Raw genomic sequence first — 22,677 nt, forward strand, 5'->3', positions numbered from 1 at the left:
GCTACTTGTGCAGCCAGCTGAGAAAGCCGCCTTTCTTGATGGCTGCCGGTTTCTGTTCCAGTAACGACTGGCGGGTTTGCTGGCGGATGCGTTGCAGCTTGATCAATGCCGTCTTCACCTCGCCGCGTTGCTCCAGGCAATTACGCACGTCGTCTTTGTCGATGCGGTAAAGAATGCAACTGGTGAGGGTGCGGAACTCGGCGGTGGAGTTTTCTGTTTCCAGCAAGCCTTCAACTCCCAGCACCTCGCCCGGCCCCATGCGGCCTGCCTCGATTTGCTTATCGCCATCACGGATGCCTGCTGATACCACCCCGGTACCAATCACCAGCACGTAGTCTGAACTGTCGCCTACGCCAAGGATCATCTGATCGGCGAGGTACTCGACGGCAGTCATGCGCTGGCTCAGGCTGTCTTTCTCTTCGTTGGTCAGGGAGCGGAAGATCCGTACGTCTTCAAGCAGAGCGCGCTGGCGGCTCCAGGCTTGCGGTGTCTGGGTGTCGGCATTCCACACCACGCCAGCCGCTTCCAGGTGGCGGTGGGCAAGGTCGAACATGTGATTGCGCACTTCGGTCTTCTGGCTCATGGCACTGACAAAGCCACTTGCTTCGTACTCCACCGACTCCAGGTTTGAACTCTTGATCGTCACCTTGGGTGCAGGCGTGCTGAGCAGCGTGCGGGTGCCCTGTAAAGTTTTCTCCAGCGCATCCAGCACACGTCGAGGGCGTACCTTGGCGGGCACTACAACGCTGATGGAAACCCCATGAACATCGTTGGGCTGGCTGAAGTTAAGCAGCTTGGCCTTGGCCGCGACCGAGTTGGGAATCACTGCCAGGCTGCCGTTACCGGTAAGCAGGCGAGTGGCGCGCCAGTCGATGTCGATCACCTTGCCTTCGGTACCGTCGATACTGATCGAATCGCCGATCTGATAGGGGCGGGTGGTGTTAAGGACAATGCCCGAAAACACGTCGCTGAGCGTACTCTGCAGCGCCAGGCCGATCACGATGGCCATCACCCCGGAGGTTGCCAGCAGGCCTTTGACCGGTAGCTGCAGCACGTAAGCCGCTGCAGCAACAATGGCGATGAGGAAGATCACCGCCCCCAGTACATCTTGCAACAGGCGCCCGGTATGGCTGCTACGGGATACCAGAATCACACCGAGCACCACGGTCATGGTGCGCGCCGCAAACAGCCACCAACCGATCCCCAGCACCGTGGCCAGCAGGTTGCGCGCCAGATCATCGGCCCACGGCGCCGGTTGCAGCGGGCTCACCCCGGAGCTGATCAGCACCCAGGTAAACACCAGGAACACCACAAGACGCAGGCCTATACGCAAGGCCCGCCGCTGGACCGGGATGAAATGCCAGAGCAGCAGGTCGAGTGCGATCAGCAGAATACCGATCAGCAACGGGTAACTCTGGATGAGCGCAAACATACCGGTCTCGCGGCGGTGGGATGTTGCTAGTAAAGAGCAGGTTGCTGGCAATTACTACCGGCGTATGGGGTTAGAACATCAGATAAACGCTGGCGCTGGTCTGATCCAGGTCGATATCGCCTACTTTCAGCACTTCTTGCTCCAGGCGTACGCCAACGTTACGCAGCACGTCCATCTCGACGCCCAGGCCGTAAGTCATGTCCAGGTCGCTGCTGTCGCCAGCGACGTCTTTGTCAGCGTCCCAGGCATGCACACCGGCGCTGGCGAACAGGCGGATACGCTGACCAATCGGGAAGCCGAGGTGAGCGGCTGCCTGGACGGAGTGGCCGTCAAAACTGCCATATTTACCGCCGAGGTCGCCCAGATCTACCCAGGCACCTTCCACCGCCAGATAAGGGTTGAGACGGTAGCCGACAAACGCCTTGTAGGCCGTGTCGTCATCGCTGAGTTGGTGTTCGTCGGCCTCCACGCGGGTGACACCGCCGCCCAGATACAGGCCACGGTCATCGGCCATGGCGTTCAGGGAGGTGAATACACAAAAGGCGGCCACAAGCTGTTTTACAACGTTCATCGTTTCTCCAACGGGGTTTAGTCAATGGGGGAGGCTGGCGGGATCACGCCGATCCTTTGTTCTGGAATTCCCGATCCAGGCGTTCACGGATCAACTGCGCGGCGCTGTCCATGGCGGGATAGAGGTCTTCGACGACAGGCCCTTTGTCCTGCTCGACGTTCTTGCCGGTAGTACGGTCCACGGCGCGGGCGAGGGTTTCGCCGGTCAGGCTGTCGCGGATCTCGCTTTGGAAGAACAGGTAAAGGGTTTCGTCGCGAATACCGGTGGCGTGCAGCGAGAGGCCAACCAGCATGCCGATGGGGATGTATTCGGTGACATTCGGATCACGCGGCGCGCGTTCAATATCGGCGACCGATACATTGAGCGACAGCGCACCGGAAGTGGGTTTACTGACCAGGCGATAACCCGCTGTCGTCAATTGCTGTTCCAACTGGCTACGGAAGCGTTGGCGCAACTTAGTTGCATCGCCAGCAAACTTGGCAAAGCGTGGATCCTTGCTGTCGAAGGAAAAAGTCTTTGGCAAGTTGATAAAGACTGTCTTGTTATGGTTTTGCGACAAGGCCTCGGAAGACTTTTTCCAGGCGACACTCGTGTCGCTGTGTTCGATAACCTGAAGTGCAGTTTTCGGTTGCGTCTCGGAGGGCATGGCGGTGTCGATGCTCGGGGCCATCGAGCAACCAAACAGGCTCATCGAGAAAAGAAAAATTGAAAGCTTTTTAAGAGGCATGAACGTTCCTGTTGGCGTCACATGGATGTGAGCGGCGTATCCCCACTCTGGCCGGCGAGCGGGGAAAACAGGAATCAAAAATCGTTATTTATGACGGTCGGCACGCATGCCTCAACCAGCGTAGATGCCCGGTTTCACTTGTTTACGCACCTCATGCGATCAAGCTCAAGGAAGTAATAACACAAGGCCTCACTATTGTTAGGGATAACCACCAGGCTAAGAATAGAACCGAGCCTGAAGTACTGCCGGGCAAACAGTAGGTCTGAATGACGGCTGACGTCGAACAGCTCGGTATGTGTACTGGCCTGAATGTCTTCAATCTTGATTTTGATGCGCCAGCGTGAAGCCTCGACCAGTGACGCACCCACTGCGACGTGGCGCTCTTTATCGCCCATGCGCTCCAGCACGCTGATCACCGCACTGGGCTCACTGATGGTTAGCGCTTCCTTGGAGTCGATGAAGTCGTGCTCGATGTAATTCCGGCCTTCTGAACGATAAGGCTGGCTGTTTATGTAAGAACGGGGCAGCGTTACGGTTAACGACACCAGGCAGGCTACAAAGATAGAAGCGATAATCAGCCAGTGCCGCCAAGCTACTTTATAGTTTTTCATCATTCACCGGCCACGCATTTATTCAACATATTGAGAAGCGGCTCGTCCCGAATTTGAAATTCGAGGTTATATGTACGCCCTGTCTTTCTTATGCACGACAGATTCACGCGAGAACCTGTGCGGCTAATAAATACTTGGCCTTGCATGTTTTCATCTGGCAAGTTCAAACTTAACACTTCAGATTTCAGCGCATTGACAGCGCTGTCACTTTTGCCAACGGCCGAAATAGAAAGTTCGCCTTGTTTAATGATGGCGACATGTAATTCATTGGCTGGTTCAAACCAAACATACAAACGCCATATTGAAAATATAGCGAACAGCGTTGCCGCCAGATAACCGATCCGTACGGAAATTCCCATCGTCCGCTTTTGTTCAGGCGTGGCGTTACCTTCAGCTGCGGGCGGGGCGGTGGGCTCCGGCGGAGCCTGTACCGGCACGGGTTGGGTTTCGGTATGGGAGAGTACATAATCGCTGTTGAAACGATAGCCCCGTCGCGGCACGGTGATGACGATCTCGTGGTCTTTACCGTCGCCGAGAATGTTTCTCAGCATGAAGATCGACTGGTTGAGGCTACCTGCCGAAACGACACGGTCGTCCCAGGCAAACTCCAGAATGGCTTCACGTGAACAAATGGCCCCTGCGTCCATTAGCAAAAGTTCAAGTATGCGGGACTCGGCGCGTGCGAGCGTCAGCTCCTCGGGGGTGCCGTGTGTTCTGTAAATGATTATCTTGCAGTGTTCGGAGTTAAACTCCACAAGCTCGCTGTTTTTTAGTCGAAATTTGTAGATCATCCAACAGTACGCGTGTTGTGAAATTCACTACTATTATAAAGCCCGATATCGTTTAAGCCAAGTCGATGGAATGTGCTTGCCCTGGCGTTAATATATAAATAGACTATTGGGCAATATATATTTCAATGTTGAAATAATTGCTCAGATCGTAGTTGTCGGGCGGTACTGCAACGCTTCGGCAAGGTGGGCTCTGCCGATGCGCTCGGTTCGTTCCAGATCGGCGAGGGTACGGGCAACCTTCAACAAGCGATGGGCGGCGCGCAAGGACAGGGTCAGGCGTTCGCAGGCACTTTCCAGCCAGTGCTGATCGGCTGTGGATAACACGCAGTGCTGGCGCAAGCCCGGCAGGTCGAGAAATGCATTGGCACAGCCCTGGCGTTGCTGCTGGAGCGTCCTGGCCTCGGCAACACGGCTCGCGACGGTGGCACTGCTGTCGCCATTATTGTCGACCGGGCACAAGGCTGTGGCCTCGCGTGCAACGGTCAGGTGCAAGTCAATGCGGTCGAGCAGCGGGCCAGAGAGTTTATTGCGATAACGCTGAATCTGGTCGCTCCCGCAACGGCAGCGCCCGGTGGGGTCGCCGAGATATCCACAGGGGCAGGGGTTCATCGCCGCCACCAGTTGAAAGCGTGCGGGGAAGCGGATCTTGTCCTTGGCCCGGGCAATGACGATTTCACCCGATTCCAACGGCTCACGTAGCACCTCGAGCACGCGGCGTTCGAATTCCGGCAACTCATCGAGAAACAGCACGCCGTGGTGGGCGAGGGTGATCTCGCCGGGTTGCGGGCGACTGCCGCCGCCCACCAATGCCGCCCCGGAGGCCGAATGATGAGGGTGCCTGAACGGGCGTTGTGGCCAATGACTCAAGGGTACATGGCTGGCAACGGACTGAATTGCGGCCACTTCCAGCGCTTCACGTTCATCCAGCGGCGGCAACAGGCCGGGCAGGCGGCTGGCGAGCAGGGTTTTTCCCGTGCCCGGAGGGCCGCTGAACAGCAGGTTGTGTGCACCTGCCGCCGCGACCAGCAAGGCCCGTTTGGCAGCTTGCTGGCCCTGAACCTCATTGAGGTCGGGGTAAGGCCTGGCCTGTAACACCAGGCCGTTGGCAGCGTAGGGTGTGATCAGGGCCTGGCCGTTGAAGTGGCCGATCAGCTCCAGCAGATGACCGACCGCGTACACCACCAAACCGGAGGCCAGGCAGGCTTCTTCAGCATTCTCTTTCGGCACCACCAACGCCCGCCCGGCTTCCCGCGCGGCCAAGGCGGCTGGCAGCACGCCTTGGACGGGGCGTATCGCGCCCGACAGCGCCAGCTCGCCCAGGCATTCGACGCCTTCCAGTACTTGATATGGGAACTGCGCATTGGCCGCAAGAATTCCCAGAGCAATCGCCAGGTCAAAGCGCCCGCCGTCCTTGGGTAAGTCGGCGGGTGCCAGATTGAGAGTGATGCGCCGTGCGGGAAACTCCAGGCCCGAATTGAGAATCGCGCTGCGAACCCGGTCTTTGCTTTCTTTGACCGTGGCTTCTGGTAAGCCGACCAATGTCAGTGCGGGCAGTCCGTTGGCCAAATGGGCTTCAACGCTGACCGCGGGTGCAGATACACCCACCTGGGCGCGGCTGTGGACGAGGGCGAGGGACATGAACGCTCCGTGTTCTGTGTGGGGCCGCTTCCTGCGGATCTGCAGAGCATAGTGAGGTGAGGCGGGTGAAGGCGGGGAAGAGTGAGTCTGTTTTTTACAGGCGAATTTGAGACCTCCGGTGGGAGCGGGCTTGCCCCGCGACTGGGTTGCATCAGTTACACCGCATCGCGGGGCAAGCCCGCTCCTACAGGTTGTAGTGGTTTTCTGTCAGACGCTTCTGAATCATACTTCCGGCGCCGCTGCTCTGTTGCGCCTGCCTCGGTGCGTGCCTACCCTGCGTCTGTCGTTGCCAATTCAGCGACCGGATTTCGCAGTCCAGGCTTAGTAGAGCTCCATTTTCCAGAAACAGGTTAATGGCGGCTGTGCGTGGGGCACCTTCGGGTGCGCCGGTTCCTATGCCCGGTCTGCGAACCCGCGTACAGCTGCCACCCTCTTCGTTTCGCAGCGAACGGTGGTTGCTCCATCCGCATAGGAGTTGCTCGATGAAGAAGTCCTATGCCTGGTCTACTCAGAACTCTGTTGAGTTAGCGCGGGCATTGATTGATGCGTTGCTCGACGGGATTGAGCTGCAGCGTCTGCCTGGTTGAAGTGTGCTGTGGGAGCGGGCTTGCCCCGCGATTGCGGCCTTTCAGACAAATCGCATCGCGGGGCAAGCCCGCTCCTACAGGTTGAATCATTCAGTCGCTGCTGGGCTCAGGCGAGCTTCCATTTCAGCCACTTTGGCCTCCAGCGCTTCTAGGCGAGCGCGGGTGCGAGCCAGTACTACCATCTGGCTGTCGAACTCTTCCCGGCTGACCAGTTCCAGTTTGCTGAAACCACTTTGCAGCAAGGCTTTGAACTGGCTTTCCAGTTCGGCACGAGGCTGGGAAGTGTCGCCGCTGAACAGGCGTGAGGCCTGGTCGCTCAGGGCGTCGAGAAAGGCTTTGGGCGCGAGCATGTTCGGCTATCCGCTGTATCGAAGTGGGGCGCCAGTGTAGCACGCAGTTTTGCTGACCTTGAGTTGCACGCTTTTTGAGCATCGCGGTGATTTGCCGCGCACCGTATTTGTGCAGTCCGGCGGTGCTGGCGACTGGCCAATCACCAGCGCGCAACGTAAGTGCCTGTAATTGGGTGATTTAGCGGATCTGGCAAGCTTTCTGCTAAGACCATAGTGACCCATGCACTGATGCAGTCACCGTGACGAGGCAGGGTGCAAGCGGGGCATCCAGCTGTTTCGGTCGACGATGCGTTACAAAGCCAGGCGCTGCGCTTAGACTTGAGTCGGGTTTGTTTTTCCTGGGGCAAGTCCACCAAATCGGGAGAGAGTTTCATGAAGCTAGTCACTGCCATCATCAAGCCGTTCAAGTTGGACGACGTGCGCGAGTCGCTGTCTGAAATCGGCGTGCAGGGTATTACTGTCACTGAAGTCAAAGGCTTCGGTCGCCAGAAGGGCCACACCGAGCTGTATCGCGGTGCTGAGTATGTGGTTGATTTCCTGCCCAAGGTGAAGATCGACGTCGCCATCGACGACAAAGATCTGGACCGGGTCATTGAAGCGATTACCAAGGCCGCCAACACCGGCAAGATCGGTGATGGGAAAATTTTCGTAGTCAATCTGGAGCAGGCGATTCGCATCCGTACCGGCGAAACCGATACCGACGCGATCTAAAAAAAGCCTCACCAAACCCCAACGCCCCAGGAGATAACAATATGACTCTGCGTCAATTCGCAGGGCTAGGAGCCCTTTTGTCCCTCGTAATGCCCGGCATGGCCCTGGCAGAGGAGGCAGCCCCCGTCCTCAACTCCGGCGACACCGCCTGGATGTTGACCGCAACCGCGTTGGTGCTGTTCATGACCATCCCTGGTCTGGCCCTGTTCTACGGCGGTATGGTGCGTTCCAAGAACGTGCTGTCGGTGATGATGCAGTGCTTTGCGATTACCGGCCTGATCAGTGTCCTGTGGGTGGTTTACGGTTATAGCCTGGCTTTCGATACCACCGGTATGGAGCAAGGCGTCGTCAACTTCAATTCCTTCGTCGGTGGCCTGTCCAAAGCCTTTCTGGCTGGCGTGACGCCTGCGAGCCTGACCTCTTCGGCGGCGCTGTTCCCTGAAGCGGTATTCATTACTTTCCAGATGACCTTCGCGATCATCACTCCGGCGCTGATTGTCGGGGCCTTTGCCGAGCGTATGAAGTTCTCGGCCATGCTGATCTTCATGGCCATCTGGTTCACCCTGGTTTACGCGCCGATTGCGCACATGGTCTGGGCCGGCAATGGCGGCCTGATGTGGGACTGGGGCGTGCTGGACTTTGCGGGCGGCACGGTGGTGCACATCAACGCCGGTATTGCGGGCTTGGTAGCCTGCCTGGTGCTGGGCAAACGTAAGGGTTTCCCGACCACGCCGATGGCACCGCACAACCTGGGCTACACCCTGATGGGCGCGGCGATGCTGTGGATCGGCTGGTTCGGTTTCAACGCAGGTTCTGCTGCGGCGGCCAACGGTACGGCAGGCATGGCCATGCTGGTGACCCAGATCGCGACGGCCGCTGCTGCCCTGGGCTGGATGTTCGCTGAGTGGGTGACTCACGGTAAGCCAAGCGCACTGGGCATTGCTTCGGGTGTAGTGGCTGGCTTGGTTGCCATCACCCCTGCTGCTGGCACCGTCGGCCCGATGGGTGCCCTGGTGATCGGCCTTGTGTCTGGGGTGGTCTGCTACTTCTGCGCCACCAGCCTCAAGCGCAAGCTCGGCTACGACGACTCGCTGGACGCGTTCGGCGTACACGGTGTCGGCGGTATCGTCGGTGCGATCCTTACCGGTGTATTCGCAGCTCCTGTGTTGGGCGGTTTCGGCACCGTTGAAGACATCGGCGCTCAAGTCTGGATTCAGGCCAAAGGCGTTGGCTTCACCGTGATCTACACCGCGATCGTTACCTACGTGATCCTCAAGGTGCTGGATCTGGTGATGGGCCTGCGGGTTAACGAAGAAGAAGAGTCGGTTGGTCTCGACCTGGCGCAACACAACGAGCGCGGCTACAACCTGTAACCTGCTCGAAAATTTGCCCGGCTTGCCGGGCATTTTTTTTGCCTGCAATTTGTCGGTTTTGGTCAACGCAAACGGTTTCTTTCGACGCTTTTGAGGTAGCTTTTTTTGCTGGCATCAGAGAGGCAGAAAACTTACAGCTCAGAGTGAGAGTTAGACGCTTTGTTTTTTCTCTGAGCACGCTAGAATGCGCGCCGAAGGGAGCTGACAAGCTGTCCGCAAACTTCGCTACCCTTTGCTAGGCTTGCCAATGAGCAGGCCGATCACGCCGGGGTAGGCCGACGGGTGTTCTGTCGGCAGCTCTTTAATTTCGTCAGGCCCTGCCAAGAGCGGGGCTTGCACGGCGCGCGGCATATGCCATGGCGCACGCCTGAGGTGGCGGCAAACCCGCGACCCTGTGAATTTTTCCGGTGGCTGCCGATTCCCGGCGCTGCTGGTCTAAAACTAATCTGCTTTTCGCAAGTCATGAGGTAGAACATGAGCGACGACGATCTGGAAAATGACGACCTCGAAGTAGGCGACGAAGACGAAGGTGATGAAGGCCTCGAAGCGGCAGCTGATGATGTAGCTGACGACAGTGGTGACGACAGCCCGGTACCTGCTACCAAAGGCAAGTCCAAGTCGGCTGCGGTCTCGGTCGATGAAATGCCGAGCATGGAAGCCAAGCAGAAAGAGCGCGATGCCCTGGCCAAGGCCATGGAAGAGTTCCTCGCGCGTGGCGGCAAGGTGCAGGAAGTGGAGGCCAACGTGGTCGCCGATCCGCCCAAGAAGCCAGACAACAAATACGGCAGCCGCCCTATCTAAGGGCTGTTGTTAGCAAGAAAGCCCGCCGTCGCTGCGGGCTTTTTTGTGGGTGTCGTGTAGCTGAATAGCGGGACTGTGGGAGCGGGCTTGCCCCGCGATGTGATGTGCCTGACAGTCCGCAAGCGCGGGGCAAGCCCGCTCCTACCGGGGGTGTCAGCGCCAGCTGTTGAGCAGTTCAGGCAGCTGCGAAAGGCGCTGAATTTCAGCGTCAGGGCGGCTATCGGCATCCCACGTCTTGCCCTGGGGGTTGAACCAGATCGCTCGCAGGCCCGCGCGTTGGGCACCGGCGATGTCGTCGCCCGGATGGTCGCCGATGTGCACTGCCGCGTGCGCTTGGACCTGGCCTTGACGCAATGCCTCATGGAACGGCAGTGGATCAGGTTTGCCAATGCCAAGATCTTCGGCGCACAGGGCAAACTTGAAGTAGTCGGCCAGCCCCAGGCGGCGCACATCGGCATTGCCGTTGGTGACTACGCCCAAGGTGTAGCGGTGGCGGAGGATCTCCAGCACCGGCTGCACTTCAGGGAAAATATCGACCTGATGGCGGGCGTGAAGGAACACTTCAAAGCCTTCGTTGGCCAGCTCACGGGCTTTGTTTTCGCTGTAGCCAACATCTTCCAGCGCATGGAACAGCACCCGGCGGCGCAAGGCGCTGATACGGTGCTTGAGCCCAGGTTCGGCTGCTACCAGGCGTTCGCGGATGCTGTAGAGGTGTTCTACGGGAACGGCGCCAAGGTCTGGCGCATTGGCGGCGAGCCAGTCCCGGAGGACCGTCTCGGCGCTTTGGATTACCGGTGCGGTATCCCAGAGGGTGTCGTCGAGGTCGAACGTGATCAGCTCAATACTCATGAGTCGCTGCCCTTGCTGCGTTTGGCCCGCGGATGGGCGCTGTCATAGACGGCGGCCAAATGCTGGAAATCAAGGTGAGTGTAGATCTGCGTGGTGGCAATGTCGGCATGGCCAAGCATCTCTTGTACGGCGCGCAGGTCTTGGGACGATTCGAGCATGTGGCTGGCAAACGAGTGCCGCAGCATGTGCGGGTGCAGGTTCTGGCCGAGTTCGCGCTGGCCGGCGACCTGTACACGCAGTTGAATGGCCCGTGGGCCGAGGCGACGACCCTGGCGGCTGACGAACACTGCGTTGTCCACGGGCGCGCTGATGCCCCGTAGCGCTAGCCAGTGTTCAAGGGCTTCGCGAGCCTTGCGACCGACCGGCAGTACGCGGGTTTTGCTGCCTTTGCCGTGTACCTGAACCAAACCGGCCGGTAAGTCGAGCTGGTCAGTATCGAGGCTGGTCAGCTCCGACAATCGCAGGCCAGAGGAGTAGAACAGTTCAAGCATGGCCTGATCACGGCGGGCGATAAAATCATCATCCACTGCGCCGTCGAGCAACTGTAAGGCACGGTCGGTGTCGAGGGTTTTCGGCAGGCGTCGCTCACCCTTGGGCGCCGACAAGCCATTGGCCGGATCATGGTTACACACGCCTTCGCGATTGAGGTAGCGATAGAACCCGCGCACCGCCGAGAGCAGGCGAGCCAGGCTGCGTGAAGACTGGCCCTGATGGTGCTGGCGGGCAATGAACTGGCGCAGGTGCTGGATCTGCAGGGCATTCCAGTTGTCGATGCCCGACTTGCTGCAGTACGCCAGCACATGGTCGAGGTCGCGGCGGTAGGCCAGCTGGGTATGCTCGGATACCTGGCGCTCATTGCGCAAATGCGCGATGAAGGCTTGTAGCTGGCGTTCCATCAGCGCACCGGGCGCAAGGTCTGGGTAAAGCGTGGCACAACGCGGCCAAGCACTTCGGCGATGTAGCTGAGGAACAGGGTGCCGACCGTGCTTTTGTAATGCTGAGGGTCGCGACTGGCGATTGCCAGCACGCCGTGAAGGCCTTGATGGTTCAGGGTGGCAACCGCTGTAGAGCCGACTTCTTTGCGTTGGGCTTCGCCGAACAGGAAGTCCAGTTCATGGTCGCGCAGGTTACCGCTGACTGTTTTACCGCTGCACAGCAGGCCGCCGATAGCTTGCTGGGCGTCGACGCTGTTGACCCAGCGACCCACGGGTGCGGCCGTTTCACCGAACAGGATCAGGCTCACGAAGGGCACCTTGAACTCCTGGCGCAGGCTGTCTTCAACGGCCATAACCACAGTTTCCAGGCTGTCGGCATCGAGCAGGTCGAGGATCAGTCGGCGGGTTTTATCGAACAAGCGGTCGTTGTCGCGGGCTACGTCCATCAACTGCGAGAGGCGGTGGCGCATCTCGATGTTGCGGTCGCGCAGCAACTTGAGCTGACGCTCCACCAGGGAAACGCTGTCGCCGCGCTGGTGGGGAATGTGCAGCTCGCTGAGCAGTTCGTCGTGCTCGGCGAAGAATGTCGGGTTGTCGCGCAGAAAGGCAACCACGGCCTCAGCCCCGAGGGCGGGCGTCGAGCCCTCGGCGCTAAGGTCGGTGGGCTGTTCGGCAGGAGCCTGGGGCTGATCGGTCATGGTTGGCACTCACTCATAGACGAACCTGTCCTTCAAATACACGCACGGCCGGGCCGGTCATCAGTACCGGCTTGCCCGGGCCTTCCCATTCGATGGACAGACGCCCACCTGGAAGGTCGATCAGCAGTGGAGAGTCCATCCAGCCCTGGCTGATCGCGGCTACGGCGGCGGCGCAGGCACCGGTACCGCAGGCCTGGGTTTCCCCAGCGCCACGTTCCCAGACGCGCAACTGCGCGCGGTGGCGGTCGATGACCTGAATAAAGCCCACATTGACCCGCTGAGGGAAGCGTGGATGGTGCTCGATCTTCGGGCCCAGATCGTGAACCGGCGCACTGTTGATGTCGTTAACCCGCAGTACGGCATGGGGGTTGCCCATGGAAACGGCAGCCAGTTCAACCTGTTGGCCGGCCACTTCCAGTGGGTAGCTCAGGGCTTGGGCCGGGGCGTCGAACGGAATGTCAGCGGGCACCAGCCGTGGCGGGCCCATGTCGACGCAGATCTGCCCGTCGTTGCGCACGTCCAGCTCGATGATGCCGCCTTTTGTTTCAACGCGGATGCGCTTCTTCGCCGTCAGGCGCTTGTCCAGCACGAAGCGGGCGAAGCAGCGCGCGCCGTTGCCGCACTGCTCGACCTCCGAGCCGTCGGCATTGAAGATCCGGTAGCGAAAGTCCACTTCCGGATTGCTCGGTGCTTCCACGATCAACAGCTGGTCGAAGCCAATACCGGTGTGGCGATCACCCCATTGTTTGGCGTGCTTGGGCAGGATGTGCGCATGCTGGCTGACCAGGTCAAGGACCATGAAGTCGTTACCCAGCCCATGCATTTTGGTAAAACGCAGCAGCATGGGTTTACTCCGGCAGCAGGCTTTCGCCGGCGAACAACTCGGCCACGGTTTCCCGGCGGCGAACTTCGAACGCCTGATCGGCATCGACCAGCACTTCGGCACAGCGGCCACGGGTGTTGTAGTTCGAACTCATGACAAAACCATAGGCGCCCGCCGAGTGCACCGCCAGCAAGTCGCCTTCGGCCAGGTTGAGCGTGCGTTCCTTGGCCAGGAAGTCGCCGGTTTCGCAGATCGGGCCAACCACGTCGTAGGTACGGCCTTCACCCTCGCGCGGTTGCACGGCGGTGACGTTCATCCAGGCCTGGTACAGGGCTGGACGGATCAGGTCGTTCATGGCCGCATCGACAATGGCGAAATCTTTGTGTTCGGTGTGCTTGAGGTATTCGACGCGGGTCAGCAGGACGCCAGCGTTAGCCACGATGTAGCGGCCCGGCTCGAACACCAGCGCCAAGTCGCGGTCGCCGAGGCGTTCGCGAATGGCCTTGATGTAGTCGCCCGCCAGCGGCGGCTCTTCGTCGCGGTAGCGAACGCCAACACCACCGCCCAGGTCGAGGTGACGCAGGTGGATACCGCAGTCACCGAGGCGGTCGATCAAGCCCAGCAGGCGATCAAGGGCGTCGAGGAAAGGCTCCAGGGTGGTGAGTTGCGAACCGATGTGGCAGTCGACGCCGACCACTTCCAGGTTCGGCAGCTGCGCCGCGCGGATGTACACCTCTTCGGCATCGGCGATGGCGATACCAAATTTGTTTTCTTTCAGGCCCGTGGAAATGTACGGGTGGGTGCCGGCGTCGACGTCTGGGTTGACGCGCAGCGAGATCGGCGCACGCAGGCCCATTTCGGCGGCAACCACTTGCAGGCGTTCCAGCTCATCGGTGGACTCGACGTTGAAGCAGTGAACGCCGACTTCCAGTGCACGGCGCATGTCTTCACGGGTTTTGCCAACGCCGGAAAACACCACGCGATCGGCGCGGCCACCTGCGGCCAATACACGCTCAAGCTCACCGCCGGAGACGATGTCGAAGCCTGCGCCCAGGCGGGCCAGCACATTCAGTACGCCCAGGTTGGAGTTGGCTTTGACGGCAAAGCACACCAGGTGCGAAACACCCTGCAAAGAATCGGCATAGCTACGGTACTGGGCCTCGATGTGGGCGCGCGAGTACACATAGGTTGGTGTGCCGAAACGTTCGGCGATGGCCGACAGGGCCACGCCTTCCGCGAACAGTTCACCGTCGCGGTAGTTGAAAGCGTCCATGGTTTACCCTTACTGATGCTTGTGCGATTGCGACTTTTGACCGTCTTTACTGTCGTCTGGCAGGTACAGCGGGCCCTTCTGGCCACAGGCGGAAACAAGGCAGGCAATCGCGACGAGCGCCGCGAGGGAGGAGATCAGGCGCTTCATGGCGTAATCCTTTGAAATAAGCAGTATTGCGCCCGAGTATACCGAGCACCCGCCGCCTTGCCTATGCAGGCAGCTCGCCGTCGGGCGGGGGGGTGGCTGCGCCTGCAGGCGCAGGTCGGTATCCTTTGCATTCGGCGCGCCGCGCTCGTATCTTGCCCGGCTTGCGTGTGTGCAGACATTTTTGAGGTTCTTGCAATGAGTTTGACCGAAGCGCGTTTTCACGACCTGGTCGACGCGACCCAACAGGCACTGGAAGACCTGTTCGATGAGACGGACCTGGATCTGGATATGGAGAACTCGGCGGGGGTCCTGACCATCAAGTTCGACAACGGCAGCCAGCTGATCTTCAGCCGTCAGGAACCTTTGCGTCAGCTGTGGCTGGCTGACAAATCCGGTGGCTTCCACTTCGACTATGACGAGCAGAGTGGCAAGTGGACCTGCGAAAAAACCGAAGAGTTGCTGGGCGAGATGCTTGAGCGCATCGTCTGGGAACGAATTGGCGAGAAGCTCGACTTCGACGAGATCTGAGATGAGCACTGCAGCAAAGCCGGCCAAACCGCTCTACAGCAACGTCAGCCCGGCGGTGCCGTCACCTTGCATCAGCACTTGTCGGCTGGATGAACACAAGGTGTGCATTGGCTGTTTTCGCCATGTTGAAGACATTCGCCAATGGCGTTCGGCCGATGACGAACAGCGTCGGCAGATCTGCCAGCAGGCTCAGGTTCGTCGGCAACTGGCAGGGGCAACGTAAACCCCATAGGTATTGTGTATTTACTTGGCTGTGGTAGTGTCGGACTTAGTTCGGCTGTGCCGAGTTCTTGCAAACCCCGCCCTTGGGCGGGGTTTTGCTTTATGTCGCTCAAAAAAAGGAGCCTGATTGGATCATGAGCACCACGCCTTCCATTATCGTCACCCGATTGGACGTTCAGCGTCTCGAGCGTCTGATCGACAGCCTCGATGAAAAGACGCAGGACTCGCCGGGTGTGCTCGCCTTGCAGGATGAGCTGGACCGCGCCGAGCTGGTCGGTCACGAGGAAGTGCCGGCCGGTGTCGTCACCATGAATTCGCGGGTTCATTGCCGTGAAGAAGCCAGCGGCAAGGACTACCACCTGACCTTGGTCTACCCCAAGGATGCCAACGCTGACGAAGGCAAGATCTCCATTCTTGCGCCAATCGGCAGCGCGCTGCTGGGCCTGTCGGTAGGCGGGCAGATCGATTGGCCCGCACCGGGCGGCAAGACCCTCAAGCTCAAGCTGCTGGAAGTCGAATACCAGCCAGAAGCAGCGGGCGACTTCGACCTCTGAGCCTCAAACCTGCGCCAGGGCGTCGTTGAGCGCCTGCTCCAGCTCGCCCTTGTAGCGCAGGTAGAGAATGCTTGAACCGAGGCCATCGGCCAGCAGGCCGGACAGGTCCAGGTCGGTGATGTAGCAACGGTAGCGCTCAGCCTCGCGGCGCTGGCCGATGATCTCGCGGGCGACCACGGTATACAGCTGGTCGCCGTGCTCCAGTTCGGAAAACTCGCGCTGATTGCAGTACAGCGTGACCTGCACGTCATCGCTGGCGCCAGCCTGCAGAATAGCCTGCACTTCGTAGTAGGGGTTGTCGGTGGCGGTGATCTCTACGCGCCTGGTTTCCACCTGGCGAACCTTGCCAGGTGCCGATGGCAACAATTGGTAATAAAGAATATCCAGTGAGCCTTGGGCCTGCAGGCTGTCCAGTGGCAGCCGTGCTTCGCGGCGAAAAGCGATCGACTTCAAGAAGCGCTGTAGTGGCAGCAGTAAGCTGGTTTCGTCATGGAACGGCAGGCGTTGTTGCCATAGTGCGTTGTGCTCATCCAGCACGTAGACATCTGCCCAGCCCTCGAGCACCCGGTAAAACAACTGAATGCACTGTGGCTGCCCCAGGGGCAGGACCTGCGCCAGATCGAGGTCTTGCAGGGCATTTGCATCCAGGTGCAGGGGACTGTAGACACTACGGTCGTTGCCCAGATAACGCCGCACAGCATCAAGATCTTCCAGGGTGACCAGATTCACCGCGCCAGCTTGCAGCTCCAGCACATGGGTATGCTGCTCGACTTGCAGCAGGTAACGGTGGTTGAGGTGTTGCGCCAACAGTTCACGGGCGCAGACGAACACGTCTTCAACCCGCTGGGCAATGGCCTGGGCACGGTTATGGCAGAAGCAACGCACCTGTAGCCGGGGCAGGTGATTGGCGTCCTTGAGGTTGTTGAGGTAGTCGCGCAGGCAGCGTAGCAAGGCATGCTCGCCGTCGTAGCGGTGTACCTGAACTTCGTTCCAGCTGTTGAGGGTGACCTGATCCAGGGTCAGCACCAGGTTCTCGCGCACCCCGGCGTAGCTCAACGAGTCGGTGCGTTCGGTCGTCATCAGAATGTTCAGGTCGCGGTGGTGCCGCAATGGGTCGATGCCAACGTTGACCAGCAGGAGGATCTCGTCCGCCACGCTTGGCTGTAGCAAGCGTTGTTCGCTGACATCCGCAAAGGGCAGGGCGATGCTCTGTTGCAGGCTGCCGAGCAGGTTGAACAGTTCATGCTCGGTCAGGTCGCTGCTGCCCGGGTGCAGGGCGAGGCGCGTACTGCTGTCGATGACGCCATTGCGGTAGGCCCAGGCCAATAGCTCAAGCAGCTCGCGGCAGCGTTTGATCGGCGCAAAATGCTCCCATTCATGGGCACCCAGATTACCGTTGTACAGGCCCCAGTGAATCTGCCCGGGTTCCTTGCGGTTGGGGGACTGGACCAGCGTCAGGGTGTCTTCGGCCAGGTCGGGGGCGATCCCCGGGTTGATGAACTCGACCTTGCCGGCGCGGCGTTCGAAGGCCGCGTATAAGCGCCGCCCGAGCACGCTGAGGTCGCGTTGGTCAATGCGACTGGCGACGTTCTGGTTACGGGCAAACTGGCACAGGAAGCGGTAGCTGACATTCAGCTCGGCCACCAACTCGCGACGTTCGACCGCAACCTGGCGCACTTTCCATTGGCTGCGGCTGTCGAGCAGTGTCAGTTGACGCTCGTCCCAGCCCCATTCCTGGGTCAGGCGCTGCAGCAGGTCACGCTGCCAGCTGGCGCTGCGTTGACGCCCGGGACCGGTGAGTTTTTTGTTCACTTTCAAATACAGGCTACGGCGCACCAGCTCCAGGCGTTGATGCTCGCCGCGCCCTTGCAGGTACTGCTCAATACGCCGGTAAACCATCATGTACGGGTCGAGTTCATCGAGGTCCAGACGATTGGCGAAGACCGCTTGCTTGAACTGCAGGCTCAGGCACTGCACCTGCGGGTGTTCGCTGGCGTATACCTCGGTCAGCAGCAGTTTGAGCACCGACTTGTAGGGTGAGGCGATGCCCTTGAACAGTTGCCAGAGCCCGGCGCCGACGTACTCACCCGGTGGAATGTGCGCCAGATGGCCAAGGTCGAGGTTGTCTTCGGGGCGCACGAAACGCTTGGACAGCAGGGTCTCGATGTACAGGTGATAACGCGATTCTTCGTAGGTCGGCACCATCCACCACAAAGGTGTACGCCCGGCCAGCCAGATCGCGGTGCGGTAAAACTCATCGAGCAGCAAGTAGTGCTGGGTAGTGCCGCAGTCGTCGGAGCTCAATTGGCAGTCGCGCTCGCCCTTGGCGAAGCTTTGCGGCTCGATCAGAAATAAATGGGCCTCGGCCCCTTGGCTGGCGGCCCAGGTTTCCAGGAGTTGGCATTTTTTGCGCAGTTCAGCCAGTTCGCTTTCACTCAGGTCGGCGGTGTGGCAAACCCAGACGTCCATATCGCTCTGCTCGGCCTGAGCCAAGGTGCCGAGGCTACCCATCAGGAACAACCCTTGAATCGGCTGAGGCGGGTTGCCGTGTCGAGGCCTGTAAGCGAATGAGCGGGTCAGGCGCTGGGCTTCAGCGAGCAGCTGATTGTCCGGCTCGAAATTCGCGACGCCTGCGGGCGTGGTGCCTGATACGTAACCTGGCAGCAGGGGGTGATTGACGTGCAGGAACAGTGGCAGCAGGGTCAATACTTGCTGCTGACGGCTCGACAAGCCTTCCATGGCGCGCGCCAGGCGGCCCTGGTTGAGCGTCAGGAAGCGCGTGCGCAGGTGGCTGAGCACCTTACGGTCGATACCTTGGTCAAGGTCGGGGCGAATTTCGTGGGGATGGTTCATTGCGGGCTAAACCGGCCGTCAGGGAGCAAGGGCAAGTTTAAGCGTTAATTTTATTTTGACGCCATTTTGTTAACGCATCGCGGGGCAAGCCCGCCCCCACAGGCAGGTAATCACCTGTGGGAGCGGGCTTGCCCCGCGATTTTTGGTGTTCTCAGGCCGGCTGAGTGACGTTGAGGATGGTCAGCAGTTGCTGCGCATGCTCGGCCGCATCATGCCCCAGGCTGGTCAGGTAACCGCCATCGGGCTGGTCGGTCAGTTGTTTGTCGTACAGGCGTTGGGCTGCTGCGATGAGATCTTTAGAAGCAGTGTTATGAACCTTGATCCCTTCCTGGGTGCTATCCAGGTTGAACAGGGCAAGAACTTCCAGCTCGGCAATCAGATCGGGGGTAAACGACATAGAAACTCCGACTTCCAGACAGGGAGGGCAGCACCGTAGCCGGTGCCTGATTTCGCAGTGTAGTCAGGGAAATCCTGCTTTGCTTCAGTCCTTTTCAGGCGGCAGCTCAGGCAGGGCGCGCAAGGCGGTTTCATACCACTCGGTGTTAAAGGCACGGTCATCATCGAGCATCGCATCGATCTCGTAGGCCAGGACGTGGGCCATGAGGTTGAGGATGTCTTCGCGCTCGTAACCGACTAGGGTGAGCTTGTTGAAGGTGGCTTTGGCTGCGGGTGGGTTTTCGGTTTCGATCTGGTTTTCGATCGCTTCGATCAAGGTCGACTCGGCGAACGCTTCGTCGTCGTTGTCGATTTCGGTTGGCTCGCTCATGGGCGAATCTCCTCTAAAGGGATGCTCAGTGTGCCATGAGCCAGACACCAATGCCTTGCTATCGACAAACTCCATGATGCTGGTCAGTAGCCTGGCATGGGTCTATAACATCCCGGCCAACCCCTTTGCGGCCTGGAGGCTGTTTTCATGCTCAAGCTTCACGGATTTGCCGTCAGCAACTACTACAACATGGTCAAGCTGGCGCTGTTGGAAAAAGGCGTTCCGTTTCAGGAAGTGCTGTTCTTCGGCGGCCAAAGCCCGGAGGCACTGAAAGTCAGCCCGCGTGGCAAAGTGCCGGTGCTGGAGACAGAACATGGTTTTCTCAGCGAAACCAATCTGATCCTCGACTACATCGAGCAGACGCAACCCGTTGAGAAGGCTCTGATGCCGACCGACGCCTTTGCCCAGGCCAAGGTGCGCGAGTTGGCCAAGGAAATCGAGCTGTACATCGAACTGCCTGCCCGTGCTTGTTACCCGGAAGCCTTCTTTGGCACCAAGGTTGACCCGGCGATCAAAGAAAAAGCCAAAGCAGAGCTGCTGGCCGGGGTGCAAACGCTCAAGCGCAACGGTGCGTTCGCACCCTACGTTGCCGGTGAGCAGATGACCGTCGCCGATATGCTGTTCTGCTTCAGCCTCGATCTGGCCTGCGCCGTGGGCAAAGAGGTGTTTGAGATGGACCTGTTGGCGGACTTCCCACAGGCCAAGGCCCTGCTCAAGCACTTCAAGCAGAACCCCAACGTGCAGAAAATTGTTGCAGACAAGGACGCACAAATGCCGGCGTTTCTTGAGATGGTGCGTGGCTCCAAGCGCTAACCTGCACACCGAAGCAGGCTCGCGGCATTGCGCCGACGAGCCTGCGCCGTCACTCAGCGGCTGGCCAGCAAGGCCTGGCCACGTGCTACGGCGGCGCGTACCTGGGCCGGGGCGGTACCACCGATGTGGTTACGGGCGTTGACCGAGCCTTCCAGGGTGAGCACCGCGAATACGTCTTGCTCGATCTGGTCGCTGAACTGACGCAGCTCTTCCAGGCTCATTTCCGCCAGGTCTTTGCCGGTATCGACGCCGTACTTCACTGCGTGGCCGACGATTTCGTGGCAGTCACGGAATGGCAGGCCGCGGCGTACCAGGTAGTCAGCCAGGTCGGTGGCGGTGGAGAAGCCACGCAGGGCGGCTTCGCGCATGATCGCGTGGCGAGGCTTGATCGCCGGGATCATGTCGGCAAAGGCACGCAGCGAGTCGCGCAGGGTGTCGGCGGCGTCGAACAGCGGCTCTTTGTCTTCCTGGTTGTCCTTGTTGTAGGCCAGTGGCTGGCCTTTCATCAGGGTCAACAGGCCGGTGAGGGCGCCGAATACACGACCGGTCTTGCCGCGAACCAGCTCCGGAACGTCTGGGTTTTTCTTCTGCGGCATGATCGAGCTGCCGGTGCAGAAACGGTCGGGCAGGTCAATGAACTGGAACTGGGCGCTGGTCCACAGCACCAGCTCTTCAGAGAAGCGCGACAGGTGCATCATTGCCACACTGGCAGCGGCGCAGAATTCAATGGCGAAGTCGCGGTCGGAGACGCCGTCCAGCGAGTTGCCACCCACGGCTTCGAAGCCCAGCAACTGACAGGTCAGTTCGCGGTCGATCGGGTAAGTGGTGCCTGCCAGTGCAGCGCTACCCAGCGGCATGCGGTTGGTGCGCTTGCGGCAGTCAACCAGACGCTCGTAGTCGCGGCTGAGCATCTCGAACCAAGCCAGCAGGTGGTGGCCGAAGGTGACCGGCTGAGCAGTTTGCAGGTGGGTGAAGCCGGGCATGATGGTTTCGGCTTCGCGCTCGGCTTGTTCCAGCAGGCCTTTTTGCAGGCGGGTGATTTCGGCCAGGATCAGGTCGATCTCGTCACGCAGCCACAGGCGGATGTCGGTGGCAACCTGGTCGTTACGGCTACGGCCGGTGTGCAGTTTTTTACCGGTGATGCCGATGCGGTCGGTCAGGCGTGCTTCGATGTTCATGTGCACGTCTTCAAGGTCGACGCGCCAGTCGAAGTTACCGGCCTCGATTTCACCCTGAATGGTTTTCAGGCCATCAATGATGGTGTCGCGCTCGGCGTCTGTGAGCACGCCGACCTTCGCCAGCATGGTGGCGTGGGCGATCGAACCCATGATGTCGTGGCGGTACAGGCGCTGGTCAAAATTGACGGAGGCGGTGAAACGGGCGACGAAGGCGTCGACGGGCTCACTGAAGCGGCCGCCCCAGGACTGATTGGTCTTGTCGGTGCTCATGGATTCACTCGTTGAAGGCGTGAACGGAAAAGTGCTGCCGATGATAACAGGGTTAAGGGCTGCACCGTAGGACGGCGGTCGGTGCGTGTGCGTGATTGTGTCGCAGCACAGGCGCGCGACAGGGCGTGCGCAACAGGATATTTATCGATTGAACGGCAGTGTTGCGGCAACCGTCTACAGTTGGACAGAGGATCGGCATGTTTCTAGCCGACCAGTGAATCTTTAGCCTTCGTGCGAGTCTGAGCGTGGATCGCCGTGACGGTCGTACCTCACTTGTCTACGCTACCCTTGTGCGAGACTCACGCAGGAATCCAGCGCAATATGAATGTCCTGATCGTTGATGACGAACCCCAAGCCCGGGAACGCCTGAGCCGACTGCTCGGTGAACTGGGAGGCTATACAGTACTGGAGCCCAGTGCCAGCAATGGCGAAGAGGCTCTGGCCCTGATCGACAGCCTCAAACCTGAGGTGGTCCTGCTCGACATCCGCATGCCTGGTCTGGATGGCTTGCAGGTCGCCGCGCGCTTGTGCGAGCGCGAGGCACCGCCTGCTGTAGTGTTCTGTACCGGTGATGACGAGTTCACCGTGCAGTCCTTCAAAGACAGCACGTTGGGCTACGTGCTCAAACCGGTGACGGCCGATGCCCTGCGTGAAGCCTTGCGCAAGGCCGAGCGGCCCAATCGGGTGCAACTGGCGGCGTTGACGCGCCCGGCAGCCGAGAGTGGCAGTGGCCCGCGTAGCCATATCAGTGCGCGCACCCGTAAAGGCATCGAGTTGATTCCCCTGGACCAGGTGATCTACTTCATCGCCGACCATAAGTACGTGACCTTGCGCCACGACGCCGGCGAGGTGCTCCTGGATGAGCCGCTCAAGGCGCTGGAAGACGAGTTTGGTGATCGTTTTGTGCGGATTCACCGCAACGCGTTGGTGGCCCGCAACCGAATCGACCGGCTGCAGCGCACGCCGCTGGGGCATTTTCAGCTGTACCTCAAAGGCCTCAATGGCGATGCATTGATTGTCAGCCGTCGGCATGTGGCCGGTGTGCGCAACATGATGCGACAGCTTTAGGCCGGGGCTGGAGAATTTTCCTACCAAGGATGGTGCATTTCTCCAGTGACATAGATCTGCAAGTGGGTCGGACTGAGCTGTTATCATCCGTTACATCTATCTTGTACG

At 59.6% G+C, this 22,677-nt stretch carries 25 protein-coding genes and 1 pseudogene; 9 read left to right on the plus strand and 17 right to left on the minus strand.

Annotated elements, in window-relative coordinates; genetic code table 11:
• Position 1: 1 nt before the first annotated feature.
• The 7 genes from E1573_RS11940 to E1573_RS11970 form a co-directional block, all read right to left on the minus strand.
• Positions 2 to 1,432: a mechanosensitive ion channel family protein gene (locus tag E1573_RS11940; RefSeq protein ID WP_133213855.1), complete on the minus strand. Its 1,431-nt coding sequence runs from the start codon at positions 1,430 to 1,432 to the stop codon at positions 2 to 4.
• Between the two features lie 70 nt (positions 1,433 to 1,502).
• Positions 1,503 to 2,003, minus strand: a complete 501-nt coding sequence (locus E1573_RS11945) for an outer membrane beta-barrel protein (RefSeq protein ID WP_133213857.1) — start codon at positions 2,001 to 2,003, stop codon at positions 1,503 to 1,505.
• 43 nt (positions 2,004 to 2,046) lie between these two features.
• Entirely contained in the window at positions 2,047 to 2,730 is a 684-nt protein-coding gene (locus E1573_RS11950) for a DUF3313 domain-containing protein (RefSeq protein WP_133213859.1), read from the minus strand.
• A gap of 134 nt (positions 2,731 to 2,864) precedes the next feature.
• Positions 2,865 to 3,344, minus strand: a complete 480-nt coding sequence (locus E1573_RS11955; RefSeq protein WP_256659524.1) for a hypothetical protein — start codon at positions 3,342 to 3,344, stop codon at positions 2,865 to 2,867.
• Positions 3,341 to 4,132, minus strand: coding sequence for a winged helix-turn-helix domain-containing protein (locus E1573_RS11960; protein ID WP_133213861.1), 792 nt, complete (start codon positions 4,130 to 4,132; stop codon positions 3,341 to 3,343). The genes E1573_RS11955 and E1573_RS11960 overlap by 4 nt, the downstream gene beginning before the upstream one ends.
• A 141-nt stretch (positions 4,133 to 4,273) precedes the next feature.
• On the minus strand, positions 4,274 to 5,770 hold the full coding sequence (locus E1573_RS11965) for a YifB family Mg chelatase-like AAA ATPase (protein WP_133213863.1): 1,497 nt from the start codon (positions 5,768 to 5,770) through the stop codon (positions 4,274 to 4,276).
• A 673-nt stretch (positions 5,771 to 6,443) separates the two neighbouring features.
• The gene (locus E1573_RS11970) at positions 6,444 to 6,707 is read right to left on the minus strand and encodes an accessory factor UbiK family protein (protein WP_133213865.1); all 264 of its coding nucleotides are present in this window, start codon (positions 6,705 to 6,707) and stop codon (positions 6,444 to 6,446) included.
• A gap of 372 nt (positions 6,708 to 7,079) precedes the next feature.
• Between E1573_RS11970 and glnK the strand changes: the two genes are divergently transcribed.
• The 3 genes from glnK to sutA all read left to right on the plus strand — a co-directional run bounded on the left by glnK (position 7,080) and on the right by sutA (position 9,592).
• Complete coding sequence (gene glnK / locus E1573_RS11975) at positions 7,080 to 7,418, plus strand: P-II family nitrogen regulator (RefSeq protein WP_002555808.1); 339 nt, start codon at positions 7,080 to 7,082, stop codon at positions 7,416 to 7,418.
• 41 nt (positions 7,419 to 7,459) lie between these two features.
• Complete coding sequence (locus tag E1573_RS11980) at positions 7,460 to 8,791, plus strand: ammonium transporter (protein ID WP_133213867.1); 1,332 nt, start codon at positions 7,460 to 7,462, stop codon at positions 8,789 to 8,791.
• A 474-nt stretch (positions 8,792 to 9,265) separates the two neighbouring features.
• Entirely contained in the window at positions 9,266 to 9,592 is a 327-nt protein-coding gene (sutA, locus tag E1573_RS11985) for a transcriptional regulator SutA (RefSeq protein ID WP_133213869.1), read from the plus strand.
• Between the two features lie 153 nt (positions 9,593 to 9,745).
• Here the strand turns inward: sutA and E1573_RS11990 are convergent, their stop codons facing one another.
• Genes E1573_RS11990 through E1573_RS12015 form a run of 6 tightly spaced genes read right to left on the minus strand, consistent with a single transcriptional unit; the run spans position 9,746 to position 14,317 of the window.
• Positions 9,746 to 10,441, minus strand: a complete 696-nt coding sequence (locus E1573_RS11990) for an HAD family hydrolase (RefSeq protein WP_133213871.1) — start codon at positions 10,439 to 10,441, stop codon at positions 9,746 to 9,748.
• Positions 10,438 to 11,337 carry a tyrosine recombinase XerC gene (xerC, locus tag E1573_RS11995; protein WP_133213873.1) on the minus strand — a complete coding sequence of 300 codons (900 nt, stop codon included), beginning with the start codon at positions 11,335 to 11,337 and terminating at the stop codon, positions 10,438 to 10,440. Before xerC ends, E1573_RS11990 begins: the two co-directional genes overlap by 4 nt.
• A complete protein-coding gene (locus E1573_RS12000) occupies positions 11,337 to 12,074 on the minus strand; it encodes a DUF484 family protein (RefSeq protein WP_133213875.1) in 738 nt (245 codons plus the stop codon). The genes xerC and E1573_RS12000 overlap by 1 nt, the downstream gene beginning before the upstream one ends.
• Before the next feature lie 13 nt (positions 12,075 to 12,087).
• The gene (gene dapF, locus E1573_RS12005) at positions 12,088 to 12,918 is read right to left on the minus strand and encodes a diaminopimelate epimerase (RefSeq protein WP_133213877.1); all 831 of its coding nucleotides are present in this window, start codon (positions 12,916 to 12,918) and stop codon (positions 12,088 to 12,090) included.
• A 4-nt stretch (positions 12,919 to 12,922) separates the two neighbouring features.
• On the minus strand, positions 12,923 to 14,170 hold the full coding sequence (lysA, locus tag E1573_RS12010; RefSeq protein ID WP_133213879.1) for a diaminopimelate decarboxylase: 1,248 nt from the start codon (positions 14,168 to 14,170) through the stop codon (positions 12,923 to 12,925).
• A 9-nt stretch (positions 14,171 to 14,179) separates the two neighbouring features.
• Positions 14,180 to 14,317, minus strand: a complete 138-nt coding sequence (locus E1573_RS12015; protein ID WP_128321863.1) for a lipoprotein — start codon at positions 14,315 to 14,317, stop codon at positions 14,180 to 14,182.
• Between the two features lie 195 nt (positions 14,318 to 14,512).
• On the opposite strand from E1573_RS12015, the gene cyaY reads away from it, so the two are divergent.
• From cyaY to rnk, 3 genes are all read left to right on the plus strand, one after another.
• A complete protein-coding gene (cyaY, locus tag E1573_RS12020; protein WP_133213881.1) occupies positions 14,513 to 14,845 on the plus strand; it encodes an iron donor protein CyaY in 333 nt (110 codons plus the stop codon).
• A 1-nt stretch (position 14,846) separates the two neighbouring features.
• Complete coding sequence (locus E1573_RS12025) at positions 14,847 to 15,068, plus strand: DUF1289 domain-containing protein (RefSeq protein ID WP_133213883.1); 222 nt, start codon at positions 14,847 to 14,849, stop codon at positions 15,066 to 15,068.
• Between the two features lie 133 nt (positions 15,069 to 15,201).
• Positions 15,202 to 15,621 carry a nucleoside diphosphate kinase regulator gene (rnk, locus tag E1573_RS12030; protein ID WP_133213885.1) on the plus strand — a complete coding sequence of 140 codons (420 nt, stop codon included), beginning with the start codon at positions 15,202 to 15,204 and terminating at the stop codon, positions 15,619 to 15,621.
• Between the two features lie 3 nt (positions 15,622 to 15,624).
• Here rnk and E1573_RS12035 read toward each other — a convergent pair whose 3' ends face one another.
• The 3 genes from E1573_RS12035 to E1573_RS12045 all read right to left on the minus strand — a co-directional run bounded on the left by E1573_RS12035 (position 15,625) and on the right by E1573_RS12045 (position 19,240).
• Complete coding sequence (locus tag E1573_RS12035; protein WP_133213887.1) at positions 15,625 to 18,474, minus strand: class I adenylate cyclase; 2,850 nt, start codon at positions 18,472 to 18,474, stop codon at positions 15,625 to 15,627.
• A 151-nt stretch (positions 18,475 to 18,625) separates the two neighbouring features.
• A complete protein-coding gene (locus tag E1573_RS12040) occupies positions 18,626 to 18,871 on the minus strand; it encodes a TIGR02647 family protein (RefSeq protein ID WP_133213889.1) in 246 nt (81 codons plus the stop codon).
• Positions 18,872 to 18,955: 84 nt separating this feature from the next.
• Positions 18,956 to 19,240, minus strand: a complete 285-nt coding sequence (locus E1573_RS12045; protein WP_133213891.1) for a hypothetical protein — start codon at positions 19,238 to 19,240, stop codon at positions 18,956 to 18,958.
• A gap of 147 nt (positions 19,241 to 19,387) precedes the next feature.
• Between E1573_RS12045 and E1573_RS12050 the strand changes: the two genes are divergently transcribed.
• Positions 19,388 to 20,053 carry a glutathione S-transferase gene (locus tag E1573_RS12050; RefSeq protein WP_133213893.1) on the plus strand — a complete coding sequence of 222 codons (666 nt, stop codon included), beginning with the start codon at positions 19,388 to 19,390 and terminating at the stop codon, positions 20,051 to 20,053.
• Between the two features lie 53 nt (positions 20,054 to 20,106).
• On the opposite strand, the gene argH is transcribed toward E1573_RS12050, so the two are convergent.
• The gene (gene argH, locus E1573_RS12055; protein ID WP_133213895.1) at positions 20,107 to 21,501 is read right to left on the minus strand and encodes an argininosuccinate lyase; all 1,395 of its coding nucleotides are present in this window, start codon (positions 21,499 to 21,501) and stop codon (positions 20,107 to 20,109) included.
• Between the two features lie 218 nt (positions 21,502 to 21,719).
• Between argH and E1573_RS27245 the strand changes: the two are divergent.
• Positions 21,720 to 21,826 (plus strand): annotated as a pseudogene (locus E1573_RS27245) (sensor histidine kinase); the annotation flags it as partial.
• Entirely contained in the window at positions 21,823 to 22,569 is a 747-nt protein-coding gene (locus tag E1573_RS12065; protein WP_133213897.1) for a LytTR family DNA-binding domain-containing protein, read from the plus strand. The pseudogene E1573_RS27245 and the gene E1573_RS12065, both read left to right, overlap by 4 nt.
• Positions 22,570 to 22,677 lie beyond the last annotated feature (108 nt).

The organism is Pseudomonas sp. H9, assembly GCF_004353925.1.
Taxonomy (GTDB): domain Bacteria; phylum Pseudomonadota; class Gammaproteobacteria; order Pseudomonadales; family Pseudomonadaceae; genus Aquipseudomonas.

Bases quoted from the DNA above. Each gene is read 5' to 3' on its own strand.
- E1573_RS11965 (WP_133213863.1), bottom strand. From the start codon at position 5,770: ATGTCCCTCGCCCTCGTCCACAGCCGCGCCCAGGTGGGTGTATCTGCA.
- E1573_RS12025 (WP_133213883.1), top strand. From the start codon at position 14,847: ATGAGCACTGCAGCAAAGCCGGCCAAACCGCTCTACAGCAACGTCAGC.
- E1573_RS11990 (WP_133213871.1), bottom strand. From the start codon at position 10,441: ATGAGTATTGAGCTGATCACGTTCGACCTCGACGACACCCTCTGGGAT.
- cyaY (WP_133213881.1), top strand. From the start codon at position 14,513: ATGAGTTTGACCGAAGCGCGTTTTCACGACCTGGTCGACGCGACCCAA.
- dapF (WP_133213877.1), bottom strand. From the start codon at position 12,918: ATGCTGCTGCGTTTTACCAAAATGCATGGGCTGGGTAACGACTTCATG.
- E1573_RS11955 (WP_256659524.1), bottom strand. From the start codon at position 3,344: ATGATGAAAAACTATAAAGTAGCTTGGCGGCACTGGCTGATTATCGCT.
- E1573_RS12015 (WP_128321863.1), bottom strand. From the start codon at position 14,317: ATGAAGCGCCTGATCTCCTCCCTCGCGGCGCTCGTCGCGATTGCCTGC.
- E1573_RS11950 (WP_133213859.1), bottom strand. From the start codon at position 2,730: ATGCCTCTTAAAAAGCTTTCAATTTTTCTTTTCTCGATGAGCCTGTTT.
- E1573_RS11980 (WP_133213867.1), top strand. From the start codon at position 7,460: ATGACTCTGCGTCAATTCGCAGGGCTAGGAGCCCTTTTGTCCCTCGTA.
- E1573_RS11945 (WP_133213857.1), bottom strand. From the start codon at position 2,003: ATGAACGTTGTAAAACAGCTTGTGGCCGCCTTTTGTGTATTCACCTCC.
- E1573_RS11960 (WP_133213861.1), bottom strand. From the start codon at position 4,132: ATGATCTACAAATTTCGACTAAAAAACAGCGAGCTTGTGGAGTTTAAC.
- argH (WP_133213895.1), bottom strand. From the start codon at position 21,501: ATGAGCACCGACAAGACCAATCAGTCCTGGGGCGGCCGCTTCAGTGAG.
- E1573_RS12050 (WP_133213893.1), top strand. From the start codon at position 19,388: ATGCTCAAGCTTCACGGATTTGCCGTCAGCAACTACTACAACATGGTC.
- glnK (WP_002555808.1), top strand. From the start codon at position 7,080: ATGAAGCTAGTCACTGCCATCATCAAGCCGTTCAAGTTGGACGACGTG.
- sutA (WP_133213869.1), top strand. From the start codon at position 9,266: ATGAGCGACGACGATCTGGAAAATGACGACCTCGAAGTAGGCGACGAA.
- E1573_RS12035 (WP_133213887.1), bottom strand. From the start codon at position 18,474: ATGAACCATCCCCACGAAATTCGCCCCGACCTTGACCAAGGTATCGAC.
- E1573_RS12045 (WP_133213891.1), bottom strand. From the start codon at position 19,240: ATGAGCGAGCCAACCGAAATCGACAACGACGACGAAGCGTTCGCCGAG.
- E1573_RS11970 (WP_133213865.1), bottom strand. From the start codon at position 6,707: ATGCTCGCGCCCAAAGCCTTTCTCGACGCCCTGAGCGACCAGGCCTCA.
- E1573_RS11940 (WP_133213855.1), bottom strand. From the start codon at position 1,432: ATGTTTGCGCTCATCCAGAGTTACCCGTTGCTGATCGGTATTCTGCTG.
- xerC (WP_133213873.1), bottom strand. From the start codon at position 11,337: ATGGAACGCCAGCTACAAGCCTTCATCGCGCATTTGCGCAATGAGCGC.
- E1573_RS12000 (WP_133213875.1), bottom strand. From the start codon at position 12,074: ATGACCGATCAGCCCCAGGCTCCTGCCGAACAGCCCACCGACCTTAGC.
- E1573_RS12040 (WP_133213889.1), bottom strand. From the start codon at position 18,871: ATGTCGTTTACCCCCGATCTGATTGCCGAGCTGGAAGTTCTTGCCCTG.
- lysA (WP_133213879.1), bottom strand. From the start codon at position 14,170: ATGGACGCTTTCAACTACCGCGACGGTGAACTGTTCGCGGAAGGCGTG.
- rnk (WP_133213885.1), top strand. From the start codon at position 15,202: ATGAGCACCACGCCTTCCATTATCGTCACCCGATTGGACGTTCAGCGT.
- E1573_RS12065 (WP_133213897.1), top strand. From the start codon at position 21,823: ATGAATGTCCTGATCGTTGATGACGAACCCCAAGCCCGGGAACGCCTG.